This is a genomic window from Streptomyces sp. NBC_01485 (genome assembly GCF_036227125.1).
GTDB lineage: Bacteria > Actinomycetota > Actinomycetes > Streptomycetales > Streptomycetaceae > Streptomyces.
In genome coordinates this window covers 1,918,404-1,938,572 of record NZ_CP109435.1, presented here as the reverse complement: position 1 = coordinate 1,938,572, position 20,169 = coordinate 1,918,404, and the positions used below count along the sequence as shown (strand labels likewise).

Below are 20,169 nucleotides of genomic sequence, written 5' to 3'. Positions count from 1 at the left end.
CTCCACAACTCCACAAACGTAGCTCAGCCGAGCACGGATGCGGCCCCCTTGAGCACCAGTCCGGCGCCCAGGGCCACGACGAGGAACGCGGACCACAGGGGCATGTTGCGGCGGACGAGCGTCACGACCGGGTGGGTGGTCCAGCGCGGCTGCCGGTCCAGCAGGCGGGTCGCGCCCGAGCCCAGCCGGACGACGGCGAACCCGGCGGCGGTGAGGGTCAGCGCGAGCCCGACGCCGTACGCGACGACGAGCAGCAGCCCGAACCAGGCCTGCCCGAGCGCCGCCGCGCCGACCAGCACGACCACGGCGGACGGACTGGGCACCATGCCGCCGGCGAAGCCGAGGAGGATCGTGCCGCGGAGGGTGGGGGCGATGGCGTGGGTGTGGGTGCGGCCGCCGTGGGTGTGCGTGTGGGTACGGCCGTGGTCGTGGGTGTGGGGATGCGGGTGCTCGTGCTCGTCGTGGGTGTGCTCGGAGTGGTCGTGACGGTGCTCGTGGCCGTGGCTGTGTCCGTGCCCGTGGCTGTGTCCGTGGTCGTCGTGCGTGCGTTCGGCGGGGGCTCCGACGAGGGCGAGTTGACGGGCGGGGGGCTTGGACGGCTCGTGGCTGTGGGTGTGCCCGTGGCCAGGTCCGTGATCGTGCCCGTGGTCATGGTCGTGTCCGTGGTCATGGCTGTGACCGGGGCCGTCGTCGTGACCGTGGCTGTGGCCGGGTGCGTGGCCGGGGGCACGGTTGCGCCAGGCGCGGCGGGCGAGACTCGCGCCCGCGAAGAGGACCAGCGCGCCGCTCGCCAGGCCCAGCCAGGCGATCACCGAGGGCGCGGCGGCCGAACCGGCGGTGACGAGGAGGCCGAGGGCGACGACGCCCAGGGTGTGCGTGATGGTGACGGAGGCGGCGAGCGGGAGGACGTCCTTCATCCGGGCCTTGCCGCCCCGGGCGGCCGCCGTCGCGGCCATGATGGTCTTGCCGTGGCCCGGGGCGACGGCGTGCAGCGCGCCGAGCACGATGGCGATCACCAGCGCCAGCGCGGCGAAGCCGACGGTGAGGTGCTGCCGGGCGACCAGGTTGTTCAGGGCCTGCGTCCAGCGGTCGGCGCCGCGCGGCAGGATGGACGCGGCCGGCGCGTTACGGCCCTCCTCGACGAGGGCCGCGCCACCCGGCCGCACCTTCACGGACGCGGTCGAGGTGTCCGCCGGGGAGGAGAGCAACTCCTTGGGATAGCTGGTGAGTTCGCCCGAGGTCGACTTCGACGGCACGTCGGAGTCGGTCAGCGTCATACGGTCGCCGCGGGCGGTGATCTCACGCCAGCCGGGGCCGCTGGAGGCGCCCTCGCTGTGGAAGCCGAGGGTGATCGTGGCCTCGTCGGGGAGCGGGGCCGTCAGCCGGCACTCGACGCGCAGGGTGTGCAGCCCCGCCTGACCGGGCCGCAGGACCGCCTTGCTCGTGCCCGCGGTGAGCGGGACGGCGCCGCCGTCGACGGTGACCTTGCTGCCGCTCGCGGCCGTCGCGCACCGCTGCCGGGCCCACTCGGTCATCCCGAGGCGTTCGATGTCCGGCTTCGCCTGGGTCGCCGGGATCTCGGCGAGGTCCTCGACGTGGTCGACGCGGAGCTGTCCGGGGGCGGCGACGAGACCGTCGTAGCGGTTGACGGTGAAGTTGCCGAGGGGGTGCGCGCTCGCGCTGGCGGAAGGAACCAGCGCGAGCGCGCAGCCGGCCGTGAACACGGCCGCGCAGGAGGCGAGCAGACGACGGGAAATCACTTGCTCGCCTCCAGCGTCTTGAGTGCCGTACGGGCCTCGCGGGCGCCCAGCGTGGCGAAGCCGGGGTTCAGCTTCAGGGCGGCGGAGAGGTGGGTACGGGCGTCGGCGGCGTGACCGGTGGCCTTCTCGATCACACCGCGGTGGTAGAGGAAGGCCGCGTTGTGGTAGCCGGTGGCGGTGGCCTGCCGGGCGTAGGGGAGCGCCTCGGCGTCCTTGCCGTTGACGTGCAGGGCCCAGGCGAGCGCGTCCGCCGTGTGCACGGTGTGCCGGCGCGACCAGTCGTCGCGGGCCGCGCGCAGGGCCGTCGCCTTGTCGCCGTGGTCGGCGGCGGCGAGCGCGGTGTCGAGGTCGGCGTTGACGCCGTTGGCGCGGGCGATGGCGGTCCACGCGTCGACGAGGACGTACTGGTCCTGGGCCTTCGCCGCGTCGCCCTCGGCGCCCCGGGCGTCGTACAGCTCGCCGAGCTCGACCAGCGGGCCGGGCAGCGGATAGCGGGCGACGATCAGCTCCAACCCCTTGATGGCCTCGGCCTGTTGACCGATCGCGGCCTGGGCGCGGGCGCGGCCCTCCAGCGCGGGGAGGTAGTTCTCGTCGGCGGCCAGGGCGCGCGCGTAGTGGGTCAGCGCGCTGGGGTAGTCGCCCTGGTTCCAGGCGAGTTGGCCGAGCTGGGAGGCGACGTAGGCGATGTCGCCTGGGGAGGTCGACGCGGCGAGCGCCCGGTCCAGGACCCGACGGGCGGTGGTGACGTCGCCGCGCAGCTCGTGGACGTAGGCGTAGCGGGTGAACACCGGTACTCCGGGCCGCCGTTCGTCGGCGGTGCGCACGGCCTGGTCGGCGTCGGCGTAGCGGCCGAGCTCGACGAGGGCGTCGATACGGGAGCACAGGGCGCGCTCGCTGTAGGGGTTCAGCTTCAGCGCCTGGTCGGCGAAGGTCAGGGCGTTCGCGAAGTCGTGCCGGGCGGCGGCGAGGGCGGCCCGGCCGGCGAGGGCCTGGTCGTTGTCGGGGCGCAGGGCGAGGGAGCGCTTCAGGGCCTGCTCGGCCTGCGGGTAGCGGGAGGGGTCGCCCTTGGTACGGGCCTGCTCGACGTAGGCGAGTCCGAGGGTGGCCCAGCCGCCGAAGTCCTTCGGCTGGACGCGGAGATGGGCCTGGAGCGCGGTGATGCTGGAGTCGAGGTTCCCGCTGGCGAGCAGCCCCGGAGAGACCGCCGCGGCGGTCGCCACGGGCACGTTCTGCCCGTCCCGCGCCGCCCCGAGCGCGATCGCCCCGGCAGTGAGCGCGACAGCCAACATGGCCGCACACGCCCCGAGTTGCACCCCCCGCCAACGCCGCCCGGCGGCACCCACCCGCCGAACGGCGGCGACACGGTCGTCGGGACCGGCGGAGGTCTCGGCGGAGGTCTCGGCATGGATACCGGCGGCAGTATCGGCGCCGTCGGCGACGGCGGCACCGGGGTCGGAGTCGGCTCCGGCATCGACGCGGGCATCGACAACCGGCGTACTGGGGCCGGTGGCCGTCACGGCCTCCGCCGCTTCAGCGGCTTCGGTGGCTGCGGACTCCGGCAGGTCGTCCCCGGTGGTCGCGTCCTCCGCGGTGGTGTCTCCGGCGGTGGTGGCTCCGGGCTTCGCCTCGGCCTTGCCGGCCCCGGCCCCGTCGCTCACGATCGGGTCGCCCACGGCGGAGGCGTCCTCGGGGTCCCGCCCGGCGTCCGGGGCCGGGGCCGATTGGTCTGAGGCCGGGGCCGGGTGCTCGGGCTGCTCCGGTTCGCCGTCGTTCGTCCGCGGGGACATGCCCTCTCCTAGGTCGCCTGGGGTGGATCAGTGTGCTCGCATGGGGGTGGCGCGGCCCGCGCCGTGGGGGATGAGTGCGCGGGCCGCGCCAGTCGGTGGGGTGGGCCGGGGAGTGCAGGTTCTCCCCGGCCCGTCTCGGCGGAGGGCCTAGTAGGCGCGCCGCCGCCCGCGCCACCACAGCAGGCCGCCTCCGATGAGGAGGATGCCCGCAGCGCCGGCGCCCGCGGAGGACGCGATCAGCGCGGTGTTGTTGTCGGAGCCCGTGAGGGCGTCACCGAGCTGGCTGCGGACGTCGGCGCCGCTCTTCGCGGTCGCGCCGCGCGAACCCTCGGTCGGCAGGGCGACGTACGGGAAGTACTTCTCGAAGTTCTTGTCGTTCTTGTCGACCGCGTCGCCCAGGTCGTTCTTGGAACCGACCAGCTCGCCTTCGACGACCTGCAGCGAGGCGTCGATCACGTCGTCGGTGAGGCGACGGCCGTTCGGGAAGCCCGCGTTGTCACCGTCGAGGACACCGAGCCGCTTGGGGCTGGCGGTGGGCTTGATGGAGGTGTTGAGGCGCAGTTCCTCCGAAGGCGTCACGTACGGCGGCTGGTTGAGGCCCTTGACGCCCTTCAGGAACACGTCGACGAGGTCGTTGCGCGGCTCGGCCGGCGCCTTGATCTTGTAGATCGCCTCGATGAGCTTCGGCAGCTCCGGGTTGGTGACGTTCTTCAGGAACTGGGCGTCGTCCTTGGGCTCGGACGCGTTGAACTTGTCCTTGTCCTTGATCGGGTTGACGACCTCGTTGACCAGCGGCATACCGAGACGCGAGACCTGCGAGTAGTAGCCCTCGGCGTTCTCGCGCTGGGTGGTCGACCAGATGCCGACGATCGGCTGGTGCTTCCCCTCGGAGATCATGTCGCTCGGGACCTGCAGCGCGATCGAGTTGACGTTGTAGCCCTTGAGCGTGTCGTTGCCGACCTCGGAGAGGTCGCCGCCGTAGAGCAGGTCGAAGACGCGCAGGTCCAGGAAGAACGGGTCGTCGGCCTGGCCCGCGAAGGTCTTGGCGCCGTTGGGCAGCTTGTAGATCGCCTGGTCGCGCAGCTTCGAGTAGTTCGGCATCGACGCCTTGCCCACGTTCGACGGCGCCACCGGCACGTCGTCCGCGATCTTCGTCTTGTGCTCGACCTTCCCCTTCTTCGACTTGATCAGCTCGAGGTCGTAGGTCTGCGTGATGTTCAGGTCGGGGTCGTCCAGGCTCTCGACGGCGCCGGTGTTGTAGAGGAACGTCTTCTTGTTCTTCGTATGCGTCTTGAAGGTGTAGCGGAAGGTCAGGTCCTCCTTCGCGTCACCGTTGTTGTCGATGTGCAGGTCGTACTGGGCGTCCTCGGCGAACGGGAAGAAGTTCGGGCCGCCGGCCGGCTCCTCGAACGGGATCCAGTTCGCGATGATCGTCGTCGTGTCCGGGTGGTCCGGGCTCACGAACGCGTACACGTCCGTGTTGTCGTACTGCGGGGTCCCCGAGATGAGGGGGGCCTCACGGTGGCTGGAGGCGTATGCCGCCCCCGGGGCCAGCGTGGCGGCGCCGGCGGCCGCGAGCCCCCCGGCGGCCAACGCACCGCATATGAGGGTCGCGACGCTCCTGCGTCCGTTGCCGCTCCGCGAGATAGCTGTCATGCCGTCCGTCCTCTGTGCCAACTTGCCTGACGGACACTGATACGGAACGGAGGGCGGTTTCGGATTGGTCGAAACCGAAAAACTTTTAATTTCCTTCTCACCCGCGTTTTGGGCGCCGCGATCCGTACCCCTAAAACGGAGGTGTGTTCGTTGCGTATGCCTGGTATGACGGGGCGGTCCGGGTGCGGCGGCCGCAGAGAGGGGGACCGCATGGAGGCGGACGAGCTTCTGGTGCTGGTGGCGGGAGGCGACCAGTACGCCTTCGAACAGCTCTACGCGCTGGTGTCCGGGCCGGTGTTCGGGCTCGTGCGCCGGGTCGTCAGGGATCCCGCACAGTCCGAGGAGGTCGCCCAGGAAGTGCTTCTGGAGGCCTGGCGCTCTGCCGGCCGCTTCGACCCCAGCCGCGGCAGCGCCCTCTCCTGGATCCTCACCCTCGCCCACCGCCGCGCCGTCGACCGGGTGCGCAGCGCCCGCGCGGCCGTCGACCGCGAGCAGCGCGAGGCCCGGCGCTACCACGACCCCGCCTTCGACCAGGTGGCCGAGGAGGTCGAGGCGGGCCTGGAACGCCAGTTGGTCCGCCGCTGCCTGGACCGGCTGACGGCGTTACAGCGGCAGTCCGTCACCCTCGCCTACTACGACGGCTACACGTACCGTGAAGTGGCCGACCGGCTGTCGCTGCCGCTCGGCACGGTGAAGACACGGATGCGTGACGGGCTCACGCGGCTGCGCGAGTGCCTGGGAGGTGCCGCATGAGTGTGCTCGGCCTGTTCCGCCGCGAGGATCTGCACTCGCTGGCGGCCCCCTACGCGCTCGACGCCCTCGAACCCGATGAACGCCTCCGTTTCGAGAAGCATCTGAAGGGCTGCGACCGCTGCTTCGCCGAGGTGCGGGCGCTGGCCGAGGACGCCGTCCGGCTCGCCTGGTCCCAGGCCGCCCCGCCGCCGGCCGATATGCGCATCCGGGTGCTGGCCGCCGTCCAGAGAACCCCGCAGGAGCACTCGCGTGCGCCGGCCCGGGAGCACGCGCCCCAACTGCCCCCGCACGTCTGGGGCACGCAGCCGCCGCCCGGACGCTCCCGTGCGCCCCGTGCGCGCCGCCCGCTGTTCGGACCGCTCGCCACGGCCGCCGCCGCCGCGGCCCTCGTCGTCGCCTCGCTCTTCGCCGTCCAGGCCGACCGCACCCAGGACCAGCTGAACGCCGAGCGCGCCCAGTCGCGTGAGATCGCCCACGTTCTGGCGGCTCCGGACGCGCTGGCGAGCACCGGCAAGGACGCCCAGGGCCGCAGTATCGGAGTGATCGCCTCCGCTTCGGAGGGGCAGGCGATCGTCACCTTGAACGGGTACGGGGGTCTGCCCACCGGGCAGGCGCATCAGCTGTGGCTCATGCGCCCGGGCGCGCAACCACGCTCCCTCGGGCTCTTCGACGACGACACGCCCCTCGTCGCCACCGGTCTCGACAAGGCGGCGACATCACTCGCTGTGACCGTCGAGCCCGACGGGGGGTCACCACAGCCCACCACACAGCCAGTTGTCCAACTCACCCTGAAATCGGTTGGATTCGGAGAGTGATCGGAGAGGGGTCGTCAACCCCCTTACGGGGAAGGTGAATCCTGTGAGCTCGATACACGGGTGCCGCGATGGAGCGATAGGGTTAACCTGCCCGGGCCGGGTGGACTCGTACGGGTGGGGAGTGACATGGAACAGATAACGGTGCACAGCAGGGCGAGGGTCCCTGCGATCACCTGCGGAAGCAGCGCGACCAGCTCGCGCCTGGACCGCCATCTCTCGGTACTGGCGGGTCCCGCCATACCGCAACGGGAGACGATCGAGGCGACCTCGCTGATGCGGGAGCTGACCGCGCGTGAGCCCGTGCGCGACCACGGCTCCAACGACCCCGGCTCCAAGATGACGACGCGGGCACGGGTGAGCCGTGTCTCGCTCTTCGCGCCCCTGCGCCGACTGCGCCGCTCGCTGTTCGGCGGCAACAAGCACTGACCGGCCGACGCGTCCTCACGTACTGAGTCCCCCTCGCCTACCGAGTCCCTCACGTACCGAGTCCCGCTGAATCCCGCGCTCAGGCGGCCACACCATCCCGGCGCAGCGCTGCGATCTCCTCGTCCGTCATCCCCACGGCACGCAGCAATGCTTCGGTGTGCTCCCCGAGCGCGGGCACGTCCCCCATACGTGCCTCCTCCCCGCCCGGCAGCGTGATCGGGGGCAGCAGCGCCCGCAGCGGCCCGACCGGCGTCCCCACCTCCCGCCACCGCTCACGGGCCGTCAGTTGCGGATGCTCCGCCAGCTCGCGCAGATCCCTCAGGCGGGCGCACGCGATCCCCGCCCCCGCCAGCCGCGCCAGCGCCTCGTCGGCGCCCAGCGCACCCAGCGCCTCCGCCACCAGGGCGTCCGTGCGCGCCCGGTTCGTCACCCGTGCCGCGTTCGTCGCATACGCCGGATCCGTCCCCAACTCGGGCCGTCCGACGACCTGTTCGGCCAGCCGCCGCCACTCCCGGTCGTTCTGCACGGACAGCAGCACCCGCCCGCCGTCGGCGGTGGCGTAGGCGTCGTAGGGCGCGATCACGGCGTGCGCGAGACCGGTGCGGGCCGGGGGAGTGCCCCCGTGCAGGGAGTGGTGCAGCGGATGCCCCATCCACTCCGCCAGCGCGTCCAGCATCGACACCTCCACCGGGCCGCCCCGCCCGGTCGTGCCCCGCCGCACCAGCGCCGCCAGGACGCCCGAGAAGGCGTACATGGCCGCCGCGATGTCCGCCGCCGGGATCCCCGCCTTCACCGGCTGCTCCGGCGTCCCGGTCACCGACACCAGCCCCGCCTCGCACTGCACGAGCATGTCGTAGGCCCGCTTGTCGGCGTACGGCCCGCCCGCCCCGTACCCGGAGACGTCGACCGCGATCAGCCGCGGGTGCGCCGCGCACAGGGTGGCCGCGTCCAGGCCGAGCCGGGCCGCCGCCCCCTGCGCGAGGTTCTGCACGAACACGTCCGCGTCCGCGATCAGCCGCCGTACGACGTCCAGGCCCCGCGGGTCCTTGAGGTCCAGCGCGAGGGACTCCTTGCCCCGGTTGCACCACACGAAGTGCGAGGCGAGGCCCGCGGCGGCGGTGTCGTAGCCGCGCGCGAAGTCACCGCCGTCGACCCGCTCGACCTTGATCACCCGGGCGCCGAGGTCGGCGAGCTGCCGGGTGGCGAACGGCGCCGCGACGGCCTGCTCGACGGCGACGACGGTGATGCCCTCCAGGGGCAGCGGCGAGGGCAGTGGCGGCGGGGGCTGGTTCGTGGGATCCATGGGGGGATGCTAGATCAGCGCGAACTGGCCCTCCGGGCCCTCCTCGTGGTGGTCCAGGACCGTCGCCGGGCGGCGGGCCGCGTCGGGGACCGGCAGGACGCCCGCCGCGTGCAGCTCCGCCGCCGTGACCGTGTCCGGCACCGTCAACTCGGCCCGCCGCGCGCCGACTTCCGCCAGCAGCGCCAACACCGTGATGAGCTCCAGGAGTTCGGAGGTCCATGCCTGCTGCCAGGTCGCCGGGCGGATCGCGGCCAGGGTGCCCGGCCCGGCCTCCGACGCGGTCCGCGCCGCGAACCACTGCTCCAGGACCCGGCCGCCCGCGTCCGCCCCGAAGTCCCAGGCCTCGGGCGGGACGGGGGAGACGCGGCCCTCGTCCAGGTGGAGGGCCTCCTCGGCGCGGTCGTAGTGCAGGGTGAGGGGGCGGGCCGGGATCGGGGCGCGGACGTAGGGGCGGCGGCCGCCGGGCAGTTTGGGGCGCTCGCCGGCCCGGCGCAGCAGCCGCAGCGCGCGGTGGCCCGACTCGACACCGCGCGCCCAGAGCTCGCGGTCCCGGGTGAGCGGCACGGTGAGATCGGGGCGGACGGCGGTCAGCGTCCACGCCAGGAAGTCCACCGGATCGGGGGAGTGGCCGAGCCGGCGGAGCTGCTCCGGCAGGCCCGGCGCCAGGTTCGGTTCCCGGCCGCCCGGCCGCCGGTACAGCGGGCGGATCCGGCCCGGGCGCAGGAGGGGGAAGAGTGAGGTCGCGAGGAGCGGCCACGGCGACGCCTGGGGTGTCTCGATCACGAACACCTGTGTGTCGTCCGCCACCCGCCACACCTCCGGGCGGGCCGCGTCGATCAGGCGGTGGTCGGGGATGAGCCACTGCTCGTCGAAGGGCGCCGCCAGGACCCGTACCGGCTCCGGGCAGGGGCCGGAGGCGCGGGCGAGTTTCTGGGTGCCGCCGCCCGTCCGGCCCGGGAGCTGCCCGACCGCCGTGTGCAGGGTGCGGGCGCGGGTCGGCTCGAACAGGGCCTCGCGGGCGTCGCCCTCGGCCCGCACCAGGGCGTCCCAGCGGGCCGTCAGGGAAGCGGGGTCGGGCGCCGCCGGCCAGCCCCGGCCGAGCCGCGGCGGTGCGACGGACCACGGCATCAGGTCCGCCAGCGGCGGAGCGTCGTCGTGCGTCACGCGTGGCATGGTACGACGGCCCGCCCGCGCCGGGTCACGTCGCGTCGAGTGTGACCGTGAAGGAGAAACGGTCGCCCCGGTAGTGGATGACGGCCGCGTCCAGGACCCGCCCGGCCGTGTCGTGGGTGACGCCCGTGCAGTGCAGGATCGGGCTCAGCAGCGGGACCCGGAGCAGCCGGGCCGTCTCCGGGTCCGCGAGCCGCGCCTCGACCGTGTCGGTGATCCGGCCGATGTCCGCGCCCACGACGTCCCGCAGCACCTTCGTCATGGGCCAGCGGAGCAGGTCGTCGGGGTCGATGCGGGCGGCGAGCTCGGGACGGACGTAGTTGCGGGCGTGGTTGGTGGGCTCGCCCGTCTTCTCGTCGCTCCTGAGCCGGTGGTACGTGGCCACCTCGGCCAGGTCCGGGAAGTGCTCGGCGACCTCGGCGGGGACGGGCGCGCGGCCGTGGCCGAGGAGCTCCGTCGCCATGCCGGACTGCTGGGCCACGATCGCGTCGACCGAGCCGAGCAGCCGGACCGGGGCGCCGCGCCGGGCCGTCGGCTCGATGAACGTGCCGCGCCGCCGGTGCCGGGTGATCAGCCCCTCGTCCTCCAGCTCCTTCAGCGCCTGCCGCATGGTCAGCACGCTCACCCCGTAGTGCCCCGCCAACTGCTCCTCGGTGGGCAGCCGGAGCGGGTCCCGGGGCGAGCGGCCGAGTATCGAGGCGCGCAACGACTGCGACACCTGGTACCACAGCGGCAGCTTGCGGGTGAGGACGATCGAGTCCGGGGCGAAGGAGGTCACGGGCTATCCGTACCGGTCGGCAACGTTCAGTGCAATGGTCCGCCGGACGGACGGAAGTGGCGTTCGAGGCCCTGCCAGACGTCGTCGTAGCGGTGTTGCAGATGGTCCGCGCGGGCCGCGTACGGGGTGAGCGTGAGCGGCCAGCGCGTCTCGAACATGAAGGCCAGACCGTCGTCGATCTTCTGCGGTTTCAGCTCGGCGGCGCTCGCCCGGTCGAACGTCTCCCGGTCCGGGCCGTGTGCCGACATCATGTTGTGCAGCGAACCGCCGCCCGGCACGAAGCCCTCCGCCTTGGCGTCGTACGCCCCCTCGATGAGCCCCATGTACTCGCTCATCACGTTCCGGTGGAAGTACGGCGGCCGGAACGTGTCCTCGCCGACCAGCCAGCGCGGGGCGAAGACCACGAAGTCCACGCCGGCCAGCCCGGGGGTGTCGGTCGGGGCCGTCAGCACCGTGAAGATCGACGGGTCCGGGTGGTCGTGCGAGATCGACCCGATGACGTTGAAACGGCGCAGGTCGTAGACGTACGGCACATGGTTGCCGTGCCAGGCGACGACGTCGAGCGGCGAGTGGCCGTAGGTCGCGCCCCAGAGGTGCCCGCAGAACTTGTTGACGACCCGCACCGGGCCCTCGACGTCCTCGTACGCGGCGACGGGGGCCCGGAAGTCACGGGCGGCGGCCAGGCCGTTGGCGCCGATCGGGCCGAGGTCGGGCAGGCGGAACGGGGCGCCGTAGTTCTCGCAGACGTAGCCGCGGGCGGCGGCGTCCAGGAGTTCGACGCGGAAGCGGACCCCGCGCGGGATCAGCGCCACATGGCCGGGCTCGGCGTGCAGCAGCCCGAACTCCGTGCGCAGCAGCAGCCCGCCCCGCTCGGGGACGATCAGCAGCTCGCCGTCGGAGTCGCTGAACACCCGGTCCATCGAGGCGTTCGCGTGGTACAGGTGCACGGCCATGCCGGTGCGCTGGGCGGCGTCGCCGTTGCCGCCCAGGGTCCACAGGCCGGCCAGGAAGTCCGTGCCGGCGGGCGGCTCGGGCAGCGGGTTCCAGCGCAGCCGGTTCGGGTCGGGGACCGTCTGGGTGAAGGGGCCGGTGCGCAGCGCGCCGTCGCCGATCCGGGTGAACGCCGGGTGCGCGGCCGACGGGCGGATCCGGTACAGCCACGAGCGGCGGTTGTGGGCGCGCGGCTCGGTGAACGCGCTGCCGCTGAGCTGCTCCGCGTACAGGCCGAGCGGGGCGCGCTGCGGCGAGTTGCGGCCCTCGGGCAGGGCGCCCGGCACGGCCTCCGAGGCGTGCTCGTTGCCGAACCCGGAGAGATAGGTCAGCCCCTCGGCCGTCTTGCGTGCGTCCCCGCTGCTCATCGTCGCTCCCTTGCCGACCGGTTCCACTGCCCATTCCTATGTATCACCGTAGGATTGCGGTTTCCCGGACGCAAGAGGCCCGCCGGTCCTCGTCTCAGAGGACGATCACGGCGCGGTGAGAACCAGACCTCAGGGGGATCCACGGGCCGGGCCCGGTGCCTTAGTGTCCCGAGCATGTCGTGGACGCGCGCACTTCCCGCCGCGCTCGCGGTCTGTGTCCTGCTGCTGACCGGATCCGCGGGCTGCGGCTCCAGTGGTGCGCGGGGGCAGCGGACCGTGGCGTCGCCCTCGCCCGTGGGCAAGGTCCTGGACCACACGGACGACGACGGGCGCCACTACCGCGAGGTCGCGAAGGAGGGGGCGCCCGAGGTCGGCGTGGAGGTCCAGCCGGACGCCGACGGCGGCTGGGACGTACGGCTGAAGCTGGCCAACTTCCGGTTCTCGCCGACGGGGGCGGCGCAGCAGGCGGTCACCGGGCGCGGCATCGCCCGGCTCTACGTCGACGACCGGCCGATCGCCGACCTGCGCGGCCCGGCCTACCGCATCCCGGCCGGCTTCCTGCCGCACGGCACGCACGAGGTCTCCGCCCGCCTGTACGCGGACGACGCGACGGTGTGGGCGGTGGACGGCAAGCCGGTGCAGGCCACGGCGGACGTCACGGAGTCGGCGGGGACCCCCTCCGAGTCCCCCTCCGAGTCCCCCACCGAATCCCTCTCCGAGTCCCCCATCGGGTCCCCGACCGGAGCACCGGCCCCTTGAGTGCGTCAGGCATCTTTCTTCGTACCCGGGGGCGAGCTTCACCAGGCCGCGGCGGAAAGGCATCATGAAGTCCGTGCCCCAAGCGACATCGCTCCGTCGTGCGCCCGTCCAGCGGCGCAGTGCCGAACGGCTGACCAGGATCCTCGACGCCTGCGCCGGCCTGCTGGACGAGGTCGGCTACGACGCCCTGAGCACCCGCGCCGTCGCCGAGCGCGCCGGTGTCCCCATCGGCTCCGTCTACCGCTTCTTCGGCAACAAGCGGCAGATGGCCGACGCGCTCGCGCAGCGCAACCTGGAGCACTACGCCGAGCACGTCACCGAGCGCCTGAAGGGGGCGCGCCGGGGCGACTGGCGGGCCGCCATGGACGCCGTACTGGACGAGTACCTGGCCATGAAGCGCACCGCGCCCGGCTTCTCCCTCGTCGACTTCGGCAACCAGATCCCGGTCGGCGCCCGGCACGCCGAACCCAACCACCGCGTCGCCGACCGCCTCACCGACCTGCTCTCCGACTACCTCGTCCGCGAGCCCGACGACGACCTGCGCCGCACCTTCCTGATCGCCGTGGAGACCGCCGACACCCTCGTCCAACTGGCGTTCCGGGTGGATCCGGAGGGCGACCCGAAGGTGATCGACGAGACGCGCGAGCTGCTGCGGGCGTATCTGGCGCGGACCCTGGACTGACGGTCGCGCCCGACCCCTCCCCCTCCGCCATACCGCGGTACGGGACTTCACTCCGGAAGCGGTCGCCCCCGCGACCGAGGTGGACGCCCCGGTCATCCGCGCCCTCGCCCGTGAAGCTCGCCCGTCCGCACGGCATCGACCTCGGACCGCTCGAGCCCCGGCTGCCGCAGCCGCTGAAGACCCGCAGCGGGCGCGTCGAGCTGCTGCCGCAGCCGATCGTCGACGATCTCCCGCGCCTGCGCGAGGGACTGCGGCGACGGCCCGACGGGTTCGTCCTCGTCGGACGGCGGCACCTGCGGTCCAACAACAGCTGGATGCACAACGTCCCCGCCCTCACCGGCGGCACCAACCGCTGCACCCTGCACATCCACCCCGAGGACGCCGAACGGCTGGGCGTGACCGACGGATCGCGGGTGCGGGTGAAGGGCGCCGGGGGCGAGGTGGTCGCGCCCGCCGAGGTCACCGACCGCGTGCGCCGGGGTGTGGTGAGCCTGCCGCACGGCTGGGGCCACGACCGCCCCGGCACCCGCCTGAGGCACGCCGCCGTCGACCCCGGCGTCAACGTCAACCAGCTCCTCGACGGCAGCCTGCTGGACCCGCTGTCGGGCAACGCGGTCCTCAACGGCGTGCCCATCGAGCTCACCGCGCTAGCGGCAAAGCCGTGACCTGGAGTTTTGCGCTTATTGCTCGCACGTCAACGTCTTGTTAACACCGTTTGAACGGACCTAACGTCAACGGACCGCCGACCCCCAGGTGGGATGTTCAAGGGCGAACGTTAGGTATCCACACATGCTGACCATCCTCGGCTTCGCCATGATCGCGACCTTCCTGGTCCTGATCATGCTGAAGAAGATGTCGCCGATCGCGGCACTCGTGCTGATCCCGGCACTGTTCTGCGTCTTCGTCGGGAAGGGCGCCAAGCTCGGCGACTACGTCCTCGACGGCGTCACCAGCCTCGCCCCCACGGCGGCGATGCTCATGTTCGCGATCGTCTACTTCGGTGTGATGATCGACGTCGGCCTCTTCGACCCGATCGTCCGGGGCATCCTGAAGTTCTGCAAGGCCGACCCGCTGCGCATCGTCGTCGGCACGGCACTGCTCGCCGCGATCGTCTCCCTCGACGGCGACGGCTCCACCACCTTCATGATCACCGTCTCGGCGATGTACCCGCTGTACAAGCGCCTGAAGATGAGCCTGGTCGTCATGACGGGCGTCGCGGCCATGGCCAACGGCGTGATGAACACGCTGCCTTGGGGCGGCCCGACCGCCCGCGCCGCCACCGCGCTGAAGCTGGACGCCGGCGACATCTTCGTGCCGATGATCCCGGCGCTGGCCGTGGGCCTGCTCTTCGTCTTCGCCCTCTCCTACGTCCTCGGCCGCCGCGAGCGCACCCGGCTCGGCGTGCTGACCCTGGACGAGGTGCTGGTCGAGGAGAAGGTCCCGGGGAAGGCGGCGGAGAAGGTGGCGGAGAAGGCCGAGCGGACCGAGGCGGTTCTCGTGGGCGCCGGCGGTTCCGGCTCCGGCACCGGCAAGGGCGTTGCCCCGACCGCGAGTTCCGGTGCCGCCGCCCTCGGTGACGACGACGAGTCCGACGACGGTTTCCAGGGCCTCGACCCGAACCGGGCCACCCTGCGCCCCAAGCTGTACTGGTTCAACGCGCTGCTCACGGTCGGTCTGCTGACCGCCATGATCATGGAGTTGCTGCCGATCCCGGTGCTGTTCCTGCTCGGCGCCGCGCTCGCCCTCAGCGTCAACTACCCGCACATCCCGGACCAGAAGGCCCGGCTCGCCGCCCACGCCGACAACGTCCTCAACGTCTCCGGCATGGTCTTCGCCGCCGCCGTCTTCACCGGCGTCCTCCAGGGCACCGGCATGGTCGACCACATGGCCACGTGGATGGTGGACGTCATCCCCGAGGGCATGGGCCCGCACATGGCGCTCGTCACCGGCGTCCTGAGCCTGCCGCTCACCTACTTCATGTCGAACGACGGCTTCTACTTCGGCGTCCTGCCGGTCCTCGCCGAGGCCGGCGCCGCGCACGGTGTCACGCCGCTGGAGATGGCCCGCGCCTCGCTCGTCGGCCAGCCCCTGCACATGTCGAGCCCGCTGGTCCCGGCCGTCTACGTCCTCGTCGGCATGGCGAGGGTGGAGTTCGGCGACCACACGAGGTTCGTGGTGAAGTGGGCGGCGCTCACCTGCCTGGTGATCCTCGGCGCGGGTCTGCTGTTCGGAATCATCTGACCTCAATTACCGAGAAACCGGAGGAACTTGTGAGGCCCGGCACGAACCGCGGCTGGCTGCTCCGTCTCGTCATCGCCTTCGGCTTCGCGCAGGGGGCGGTGTCGATGGCCCGGCCCGCCGTCTCGTACCGGGCCCTCGCCCTCGGCGCGGACGAGCGGGCCATCGGCGTCATCGCGGGCGTGTACGCGCTGCTGCCGCTCTTCGCCGCCGTACCGCTCGGCCGCCGTACCGACCACGGCCGCTGCGCCCCCCTGCTGCCCGTCGGCGTGGTCCTCATCTCCGGCGGCTGCGTGCTCAGCGGACTCGCCGGCTCCCTCTGGACGATGGCCCTGTGGAGCGGGGTGATGGGGCTCGGCCACCTCTGCTTCGTCATCGGCTCCCAGTCGCTCGTCGCCCGCCAGTCCGCGCCGCACGAACAGGACCGCAACTTCGGCCACTTCACCATCGGCGCCTCCCTCGGCCAACTGGTCGGCCCCGTCGCCGCCGGAGTGCTGATCGGCGGCGACGACATGGCGGGCAGCAGCGCGCTCGCCCTGCTCGTGGCGGGCGCGGGCTGCGCGGTCGCGTTCACCTCGCTGTGGCGCGTCGAACACCGCGAGGCGACGCCCAAGTCCCGTACGGCGCAAGGCGATCGCGTCTCCGTCGGACGCATCCTGCACGCGCGGGGCGTCCCCGCCGGCATCCTCATCAGCCTCTCCGTGCTGTCCGCGACCGACATCCTCACCGCCTATCTGCCGGTGGTCGGCGAACACCGGGGCATCGCGCCGTCGGTCGTCGGCGTCCTGCTCAGCGTCCGCGCGGCGGCCTCCATCGCCTGCCGGCTCGTCCTCACCCCGCTGCTGCGGCTGCTCGGCCGGACGGCGCTGCTCACCGTGACCTGTCTGCTCGCGGCCCTGCTGTGTGCCGGGATCGCGCTTCCGGTGCCGGTCCGGGCGCTGGGCGTGATCCTCGCGCTGCTCGGCTTCTGCCTCGGCGTCGGGCAGCCGCTGTCCATGACGACGGTCGTCCAGGCCGCCCCGGACGGCGCCCGGTCCACCGCCCTCGCGCTGCGCCTCACCGGCAACCGGCTCGGCCAGGTCGCCGCGCCCGCCGCCGCGGGACTGGTGGCCGGGATCGCGGGCGTGGCCGCGCCGTTCGTGATGCTGGGCGTGCTGTTGCTGCTGTCGTCGGGGGTGGCGCTGCGGTCGCCGGGGGAGCCGCGAGCGGACGGCGACGGCGACGGCGAGGGTGACAGTGAGGGGGATGGTGAGGGTGGTGGTGAGGGGGCCGGGTCGGGTGCGGGGCCGCGCCGGTCGTCCGCATCGGGGTTGCGCCGGTCGAGCGATGTTTGACGGCGCGTCGGGCGGCGCTCCCGCGGTCGCGGGCGTCGATGTGAAAGAGAGTCAGGTGCCAAGAACGATTTGTATGAAAATCGTCCTGACTCGGAGGAATGCGCATGTCCAGCTCGACGCTCCCACCCGCCCTCGGCTCCCGCCTCGGCGCCACGGCCCTCACGGTGCTCGCCGCGGCGGGGTTCACCTGCCTCTCGGCACCGGCGGCCGTGGCCGTAGGGGAAGCCGGCGACATCAGGATCCACCGTGAGCAGGTACCCACCGGTGTCTCCAAGGACGACCCGGTGGCCTGCCGGTTCTACCTCGACGCCGCCAACTTCGGCGAACTGACCACCGTCGCCTACACCATCAAGGCGCGGCCCCCGGCCCCCGACACCGCCACGGTGAGCGGCAACATCACCCTCACCGGCGGCGCCGGGCACACCGACACGCTGGGGCTGGCCGAGGGGTCGTACACGCTCGAGTGGAACATCGTCCCCGTCGTCGGCGCGGCCCCGGTGCCCTCGCCCAAGGTGAAGATCTTCAAGATCGACTGCCGGGAGAACCGGCGCGACGGCGACCAGCGCGAAGCGGCCGGAAGCCCGAACCGGCCGATCACGGACGACGGCCGCGAGGCCGTGGCCCCGGGCGGCCAGGGCGGCGGCGGTCAGGGCGGCAGCGGCCAGACCGGCGCCCAGACCACCAGCCAGGCCGGCGGTCAGAGCAGCAGCCAGAGCAGCAGCCAGGCCGGCGGTGCCTGGAGCGGCGAGAAGGGCGGCCCGGAGGGCGGCGTGCACGCCGGTGGCGGTGGCCTCGCCGACACCTCGGCGGCCTTCACCCCGCTGGCGGGGGCCGCGGCTGTCGGCCTGGCGGCCGTCGGCGGCGCCGCGTACTTCCGGCTGATCCGCCGGCGCAACCATGGTGCCGCGTAGGCGCGAACGCAGGCGCAGGCCCTGGTACCGGACCCGTGCCTTCCGTCTCGCCAGGACGGCCGTGTTCGCGGTCGTCCTGGTGACGGCGGGCGTCCGGTGCACGGGGCACGTCGCCCCGGTCGCACCGGCCCGGGCCGGAGCGGCGGTGTCCGACGGGGCGCCGGCCGGCCCGGCCCCCGGGGGCGGCGCGGACGAGGGCGACGCGGACGCGGCGGGCCGGGCACCGGGCAAGAAGGCGGCCGCGCGCCCCACGCCGCCCCGCCCGCTGCCCCGGTCCCCGGCGACCACCCTGCGCGTGCCGTCCCTGGGCATCGTCGCGTCGATCGTCCCCCTGCGGCTCGGCCCCGACCGGCACCTCGGGACCCCGCCGCTCGACAAGCCGAAACTCGTCGGCTGGTACGCGGGCGGCCCCACACCGGGGGAGCGGGGTGCGGCGATCGCGGTCGGGCACCGCGACACCAAGACCGGCCCGGCGGTTTTCGCCGGCCTCGCCCGTGTCCCGCGGGGCGCCCGGATCGAGGCCCGGCGCGCCGACGGCCGCACCGCCGTGTACACCGTCGACCGGGTGCGGGTCTTCGACAAGGCCGGCTTCCCCGACAAGGAGGTGTACGGCCCCACCAAGCGCCCCGAGCTGCGCGTGCTCACCTGCGGGGGTCTCTTCCGGCACGCGACGGGATACACCAGCAACGTCGTCGTCTTCGCCCATCTGACGGCGACCCGCTGACCCGCCGCGGGACCACCCGCAGCAGGACGCGCCGCCCACGTCCCCCGGGGTCCGCACCCTCGGCGACCTCGTCGTCCGCACCACCCCCGACTTCGACCTGCGGTACGGCATGCAGATCCCGCTGCTCGTCGACGTCGCCCACCTCTTCGTCTTCGACCAGCACGGCGAGCGCGTCAGCCCGGTTCCGGCGCGGCTGCCGGACCTGGACGAGTGAGCGGGGCGACGGCTGTGTCCCCGGGTACCGGTGGTGTCCCCTGGTGCCGGAAAACTAACGACGCTAGTTTGGGACGCGGACGACGAGGCCCGCCCGGAGGGAACACCATGAAGGCACACGACGGTATCTACCTCGACGGAGCGTGGCGCCCCGCCGCAGGTCAGGGCGTGATCGAGGTCGTCAACCCGGCCGACGAACAGGTGATCGCCCGGGTCCCGGCGGGCGACGCCGAGGACGTCGACGCCGCCGTACGGGCCGCCCGTGCCGTGCTCCCCGGCTGGGCGGCCACCCCGCCCGCCGAGCGCGCCGCCCGGCTCAGCGCCCTCCGGGACGTCCTGGTGGCCCGCAAGGACGAGATCGCCGAGACGGTCACCGCCGAACTCGGCTCCCCCCTGCCCTTCTCCCAGGCGGTCCACGCGGCCGTGCCGATCGCGGTCGCGGGCTCCTACGCCGAGCTGGCCGCGACCCACTCCTTCGAGGAAAGGGTCGGCAACTCGACCGTGTACGGGGAGCCGGTCGGCGTGGTCGGGGCCATCACCCCGTGGAACTACCCGCTGCACCAGATCGTCGCCAAGGTCGCCCCGGCCCTCGCCGCCGGGTGCACGGTGGTCCTGAAACCGGCCGAGGACACCCCGCTGGTCGCGCAGCTCTTCGCGGAGGCGGTCCACGAGGCGGGCGTCCCGGCCGGTGTCTTCAACCTCGTCACCGGCCTCGGCCCGGTCGCCGGCCAGGCCCTCGCCGAGCACCCCGGCGTCGACCTGGTCTCCTTCACCGGCTCCACGGCCGTGGGGAAGCGCATCGCCGCGACGGCCGGCGCCGCGGTCAAGAAGGTGGCCCTCGAACTCGGCGGCAAGTCCGCCAACGTCATCCTGCCCAGCGCCGACCTCGCCCGCGCGGTCAACGTCGGCGTCGCCAACGTGATGTCCAACTCGGGCCAGACGTGCAGCGCCTGGACCCGGATGCTCGTCCACCGCGACCGGTACGACGAGGCGGTCGAGCTCGCCGCGGCGGCGGCCGGCAAGTACGGCGACCGCATCGGCCCGGTCGTGAGCGCCAAACAGCAGGCACGCGTACGGAGTTACATCGAGAAGGGCCTGGCGGAGGGCGCGCGGCTGGTCGTCGGCGGACCCGAATCCCCGCGCGAGCAGGGCTACTTCGTCAGCCCGACCGTGTTCGCGGACGTCACCCCCGACATGACGATCGCCCAGGAGGAGATCTTCGGCCCGGTCCTGTCCCTCCTGCGCTACGACGACGAGGAGGACGCCCTGCGGATCGCCAACGGCACGGTCTACGGCCTCGCGGGCGCCGTCTGGGCCGGTGACGAGGCGGAGGCGGTGGCCTTCGCCCGCCGGATGGACACCGGCCAGGTCGACATCAACGGCGGCCGGTTCAACCCCCTCGCCCCCTTCGGCGGTTACAAGCAGTCGGGCGTCGGCCGCGAGCTGGGCACGCACGGCCTCGCCGAGTACCTCCAGACCAAGTCCCTCCAGTTCTAAGGAAG

General features: G+C 72.9%; 17 protein-coding genes and 2 pseudogenes. 12 read left to right on the top strand and 7 right to left on the bottom strand.

The window, feature by feature from the left end:
• Positions 1 to 23 precede the first annotated feature (23 nt).
• The 3 genes from OG352_RS08965 to OG352_RS08955 all read right to left on the bottom strand — a co-directional run bounded on the left by OG352_RS08965 (position 24) and on the right by OG352_RS08955 (position 5,203).
• Positions 24 to 1,760 carry a nickel transporter gene (locus OG352_RS08965; protein WP_329215855.1) on the bottom strand — a complete coding sequence of 579 codons (1,737 nt, stop codon included), beginning with the start codon at positions 1,758 to 1,760 and terminating at the stop codon, positions 24 to 26.
• Entirely contained in the window at positions 1,757 to 3,547 is a 1,791-nt protein-coding gene (locus tag OG352_RS08960; RefSeq protein WP_329215854.1) for a tetratricopeptide repeat protein, read from the bottom strand. Before OG352_RS08960 ends, OG352_RS08965 begins: the two co-directional genes overlap by 4 nt.
• A 147-nt stretch (positions 3,548 to 3,694) precedes the next feature.
• Complete coding sequence (locus OG352_RS08955; RefSeq protein WP_329215853.1) at positions 3,695 to 5,203, bottom strand: DUF4331 domain-containing protein; 1,509 nt, start codon at positions 5,201 to 5,203, stop codon at positions 3,695 to 3,697.
• A gap of 210 nt (positions 5,204 to 5,413) precedes the next feature.
• Here OG352_RS08955 and OG352_RS08950 point away from each other — a divergent pair, with 210 nt between their 5' ends.
• The 3 genes from OG352_RS08950 to OG352_RS08940 all read left to right on the top strand — a co-directional run bounded on the left by OG352_RS08950 (position 5,414) and on the right by OG352_RS08940 (position 7,197).
• Entirely contained in the window at positions 5,414 to 5,956 is a 543-nt protein-coding gene (locus OG352_RS08950) for a sigma-70 family RNA polymerase sigma factor (RefSeq protein ID WP_329215852.1), read from the top strand.
• Complete coding sequence (locus tag OG352_RS08945) at positions 5,953 to 6,771, top strand: anti-sigma factor (protein WP_329215851.1); 819 nt, start codon at positions 5,953 to 5,955, stop codon at positions 6,769 to 6,771. Before OG352_RS08950 ends, OG352_RS08945 begins: the two co-directional genes overlap by 4 nt.
• A gap of 126 nt (positions 6,772 to 6,897) precedes the next feature.
• Positions 6,898 to 7,197: a hypothetical protein gene (locus OG352_RS08940; RefSeq protein WP_329215850.1), complete on the top strand. Its 300-nt coding sequence runs from the start codon at positions 6,898 to 6,900 to the stop codon at positions 7,195 to 7,197.
• Positions 7,198 to 7,276: 79 nt separating this feature from the next.
• Here the strand turns inward: OG352_RS08940 and OG352_RS08935 are convergent, their stop codons facing one another.
• The 4 genes from OG352_RS08935 to hmgA are packed head-to-tail and all read right to left on the bottom strand — an operon-like array spanning position 7,277 to position 11,806.
• Positions 7,277 to 8,500 (bottom strand): CaiB/BaiF CoA transferase family protein, encoded by a 1,224-nt coding sequence (locus OG352_RS08935; RefSeq protein WP_329215849.1) that lies wholly within the window; start codon positions 8,498 to 8,500, stop codon positions 7,277 to 7,279.
• A gap of 9 nt (positions 8,501 to 8,509) precedes the next feature.
• Positions 8,510 to 9,673: a type ISP restriction/modification enzyme gene (locus OG352_RS08930; RefSeq protein WP_329215848.1), complete on the bottom strand. Its 1,164-nt coding sequence runs from the start codon at positions 9,671 to 9,673 to the stop codon at positions 8,510 to 8,512.
• 25 nt (positions 9,674 to 9,698) lie between these two features.
• Positions 9,699 to 10,448 carry a GntR family transcriptional regulator gene (locus tag OG352_RS08925; protein WP_329215847.1) on the bottom strand — a complete coding sequence of 250 codons (750 nt, stop codon included), beginning with the start codon at positions 10,446 to 10,448 and terminating at the stop codon, positions 9,699 to 9,701.
• Between the two features lie 26 nt (positions 10,449 to 10,474).
• Positions 10,475 to 11,806, bottom strand: coding sequence for a homogentisate 1,2-dioxygenase (hmgA, locus tag OG352_RS08920; protein ID WP_329215846.1), 1,332 nt, complete (start codon positions 11,804 to 11,806; stop codon positions 10,475 to 10,477).
• A gap of 174 nt (positions 11,807 to 11,980) precedes the next feature.
• On the opposite strand from hmgA, the gene OG352_RS08915 reads away from it, so the two are divergent.
• The 9 genes and pseudogenes from OG352_RS08915 to OG352_RS08875 all read left to right on the top strand — a co-directional run bounded on the left by OG352_RS08915 (position 11,981) and on the right by OG352_RS08875 (position 20,164).
• A complete protein-coding gene (locus tag OG352_RS08915; RefSeq protein WP_329215845.1) occupies positions 11,981 to 12,565 on the top strand; it encodes a hypothetical protein in 585 nt (194 codons plus the stop codon).
• A 64-nt stretch (positions 12,566 to 12,629) separates the two neighbouring features.
• Entirely contained in the window at positions 12,630 to 13,247 is a 618-nt protein-coding gene (locus tag OG352_RS08910) for a TetR/AcrR family transcriptional regulator (protein ID WP_329215844.1), read from the top strand.
• 116 nt (positions 13,248 to 13,363) lie between these two features.
• Positions 13,364 to 13,912 (top strand): annotated as a pseudogene (locus OG352_RS08905) (molybdopterin oxidoreductase family protein); the annotation flags it as partial.
• Positions 13,913 to 14,036: 124 nt separating this feature from the next.
• On the top strand, positions 14,037 to 15,488 hold the full coding sequence (locus OG352_RS08900) for a CitMHS family transporter (protein ID WP_329215843.1): 1,452 nt from the start codon (positions 14,037 to 14,039) through the stop codon (positions 15,486 to 15,488).
• 29 nt (positions 15,489 to 15,517) lie between these two features.
• Complete coding sequence (locus OG352_RS08895; protein WP_329215842.1) at positions 15,518 to 16,819, top strand: MFS transporter; 1,302 nt, start codon at positions 15,518 to 15,520, stop codon at positions 16,817 to 16,819.
• Between the two features lie 104 nt (positions 16,820 to 16,923).
• The gene (locus OG352_RS08890; protein ID WP_329215841.1) at positions 16,924 to 17,730 is read left to right on the top strand and encodes a hypothetical protein; all 807 of its coding nucleotides are present in this window, start codon (positions 16,924 to 16,926) and stop codon (positions 17,728 to 17,730) included.
• Entirely contained in the window at positions 17,717 to 18,454 is a 738-nt protein-coding gene (locus OG352_RS08885; RefSeq protein ID WP_329215840.1) for a class F sortase, read from the top strand. Before OG352_RS08890 ends, OG352_RS08885 begins: the two co-directional genes overlap by 14 nt.
• A 52-nt stretch (positions 18,455 to 18,506) precedes the next feature.
• Positions 18,507 to 18,668: pseudogene (locus tag OG352_RS08880) on the top strand (sugar ABC transporter ATP-binding protein); the annotation flags it as partial.
• A gap of 107 nt (positions 18,669 to 18,775) precedes the next feature.
• Positions 18,776 to 20,164: an aldehyde dehydrogenase family protein gene (locus OG352_RS08875; protein ID WP_329215839.1), complete on the top strand. Its 1,389-nt coding sequence runs from the start codon at positions 18,776 to 18,778 to the stop codon at positions 20,162 to 20,164.
• The last annotated feature ends 5 nt before the right edge of the window (positions 20,165 to 20,169 follow it).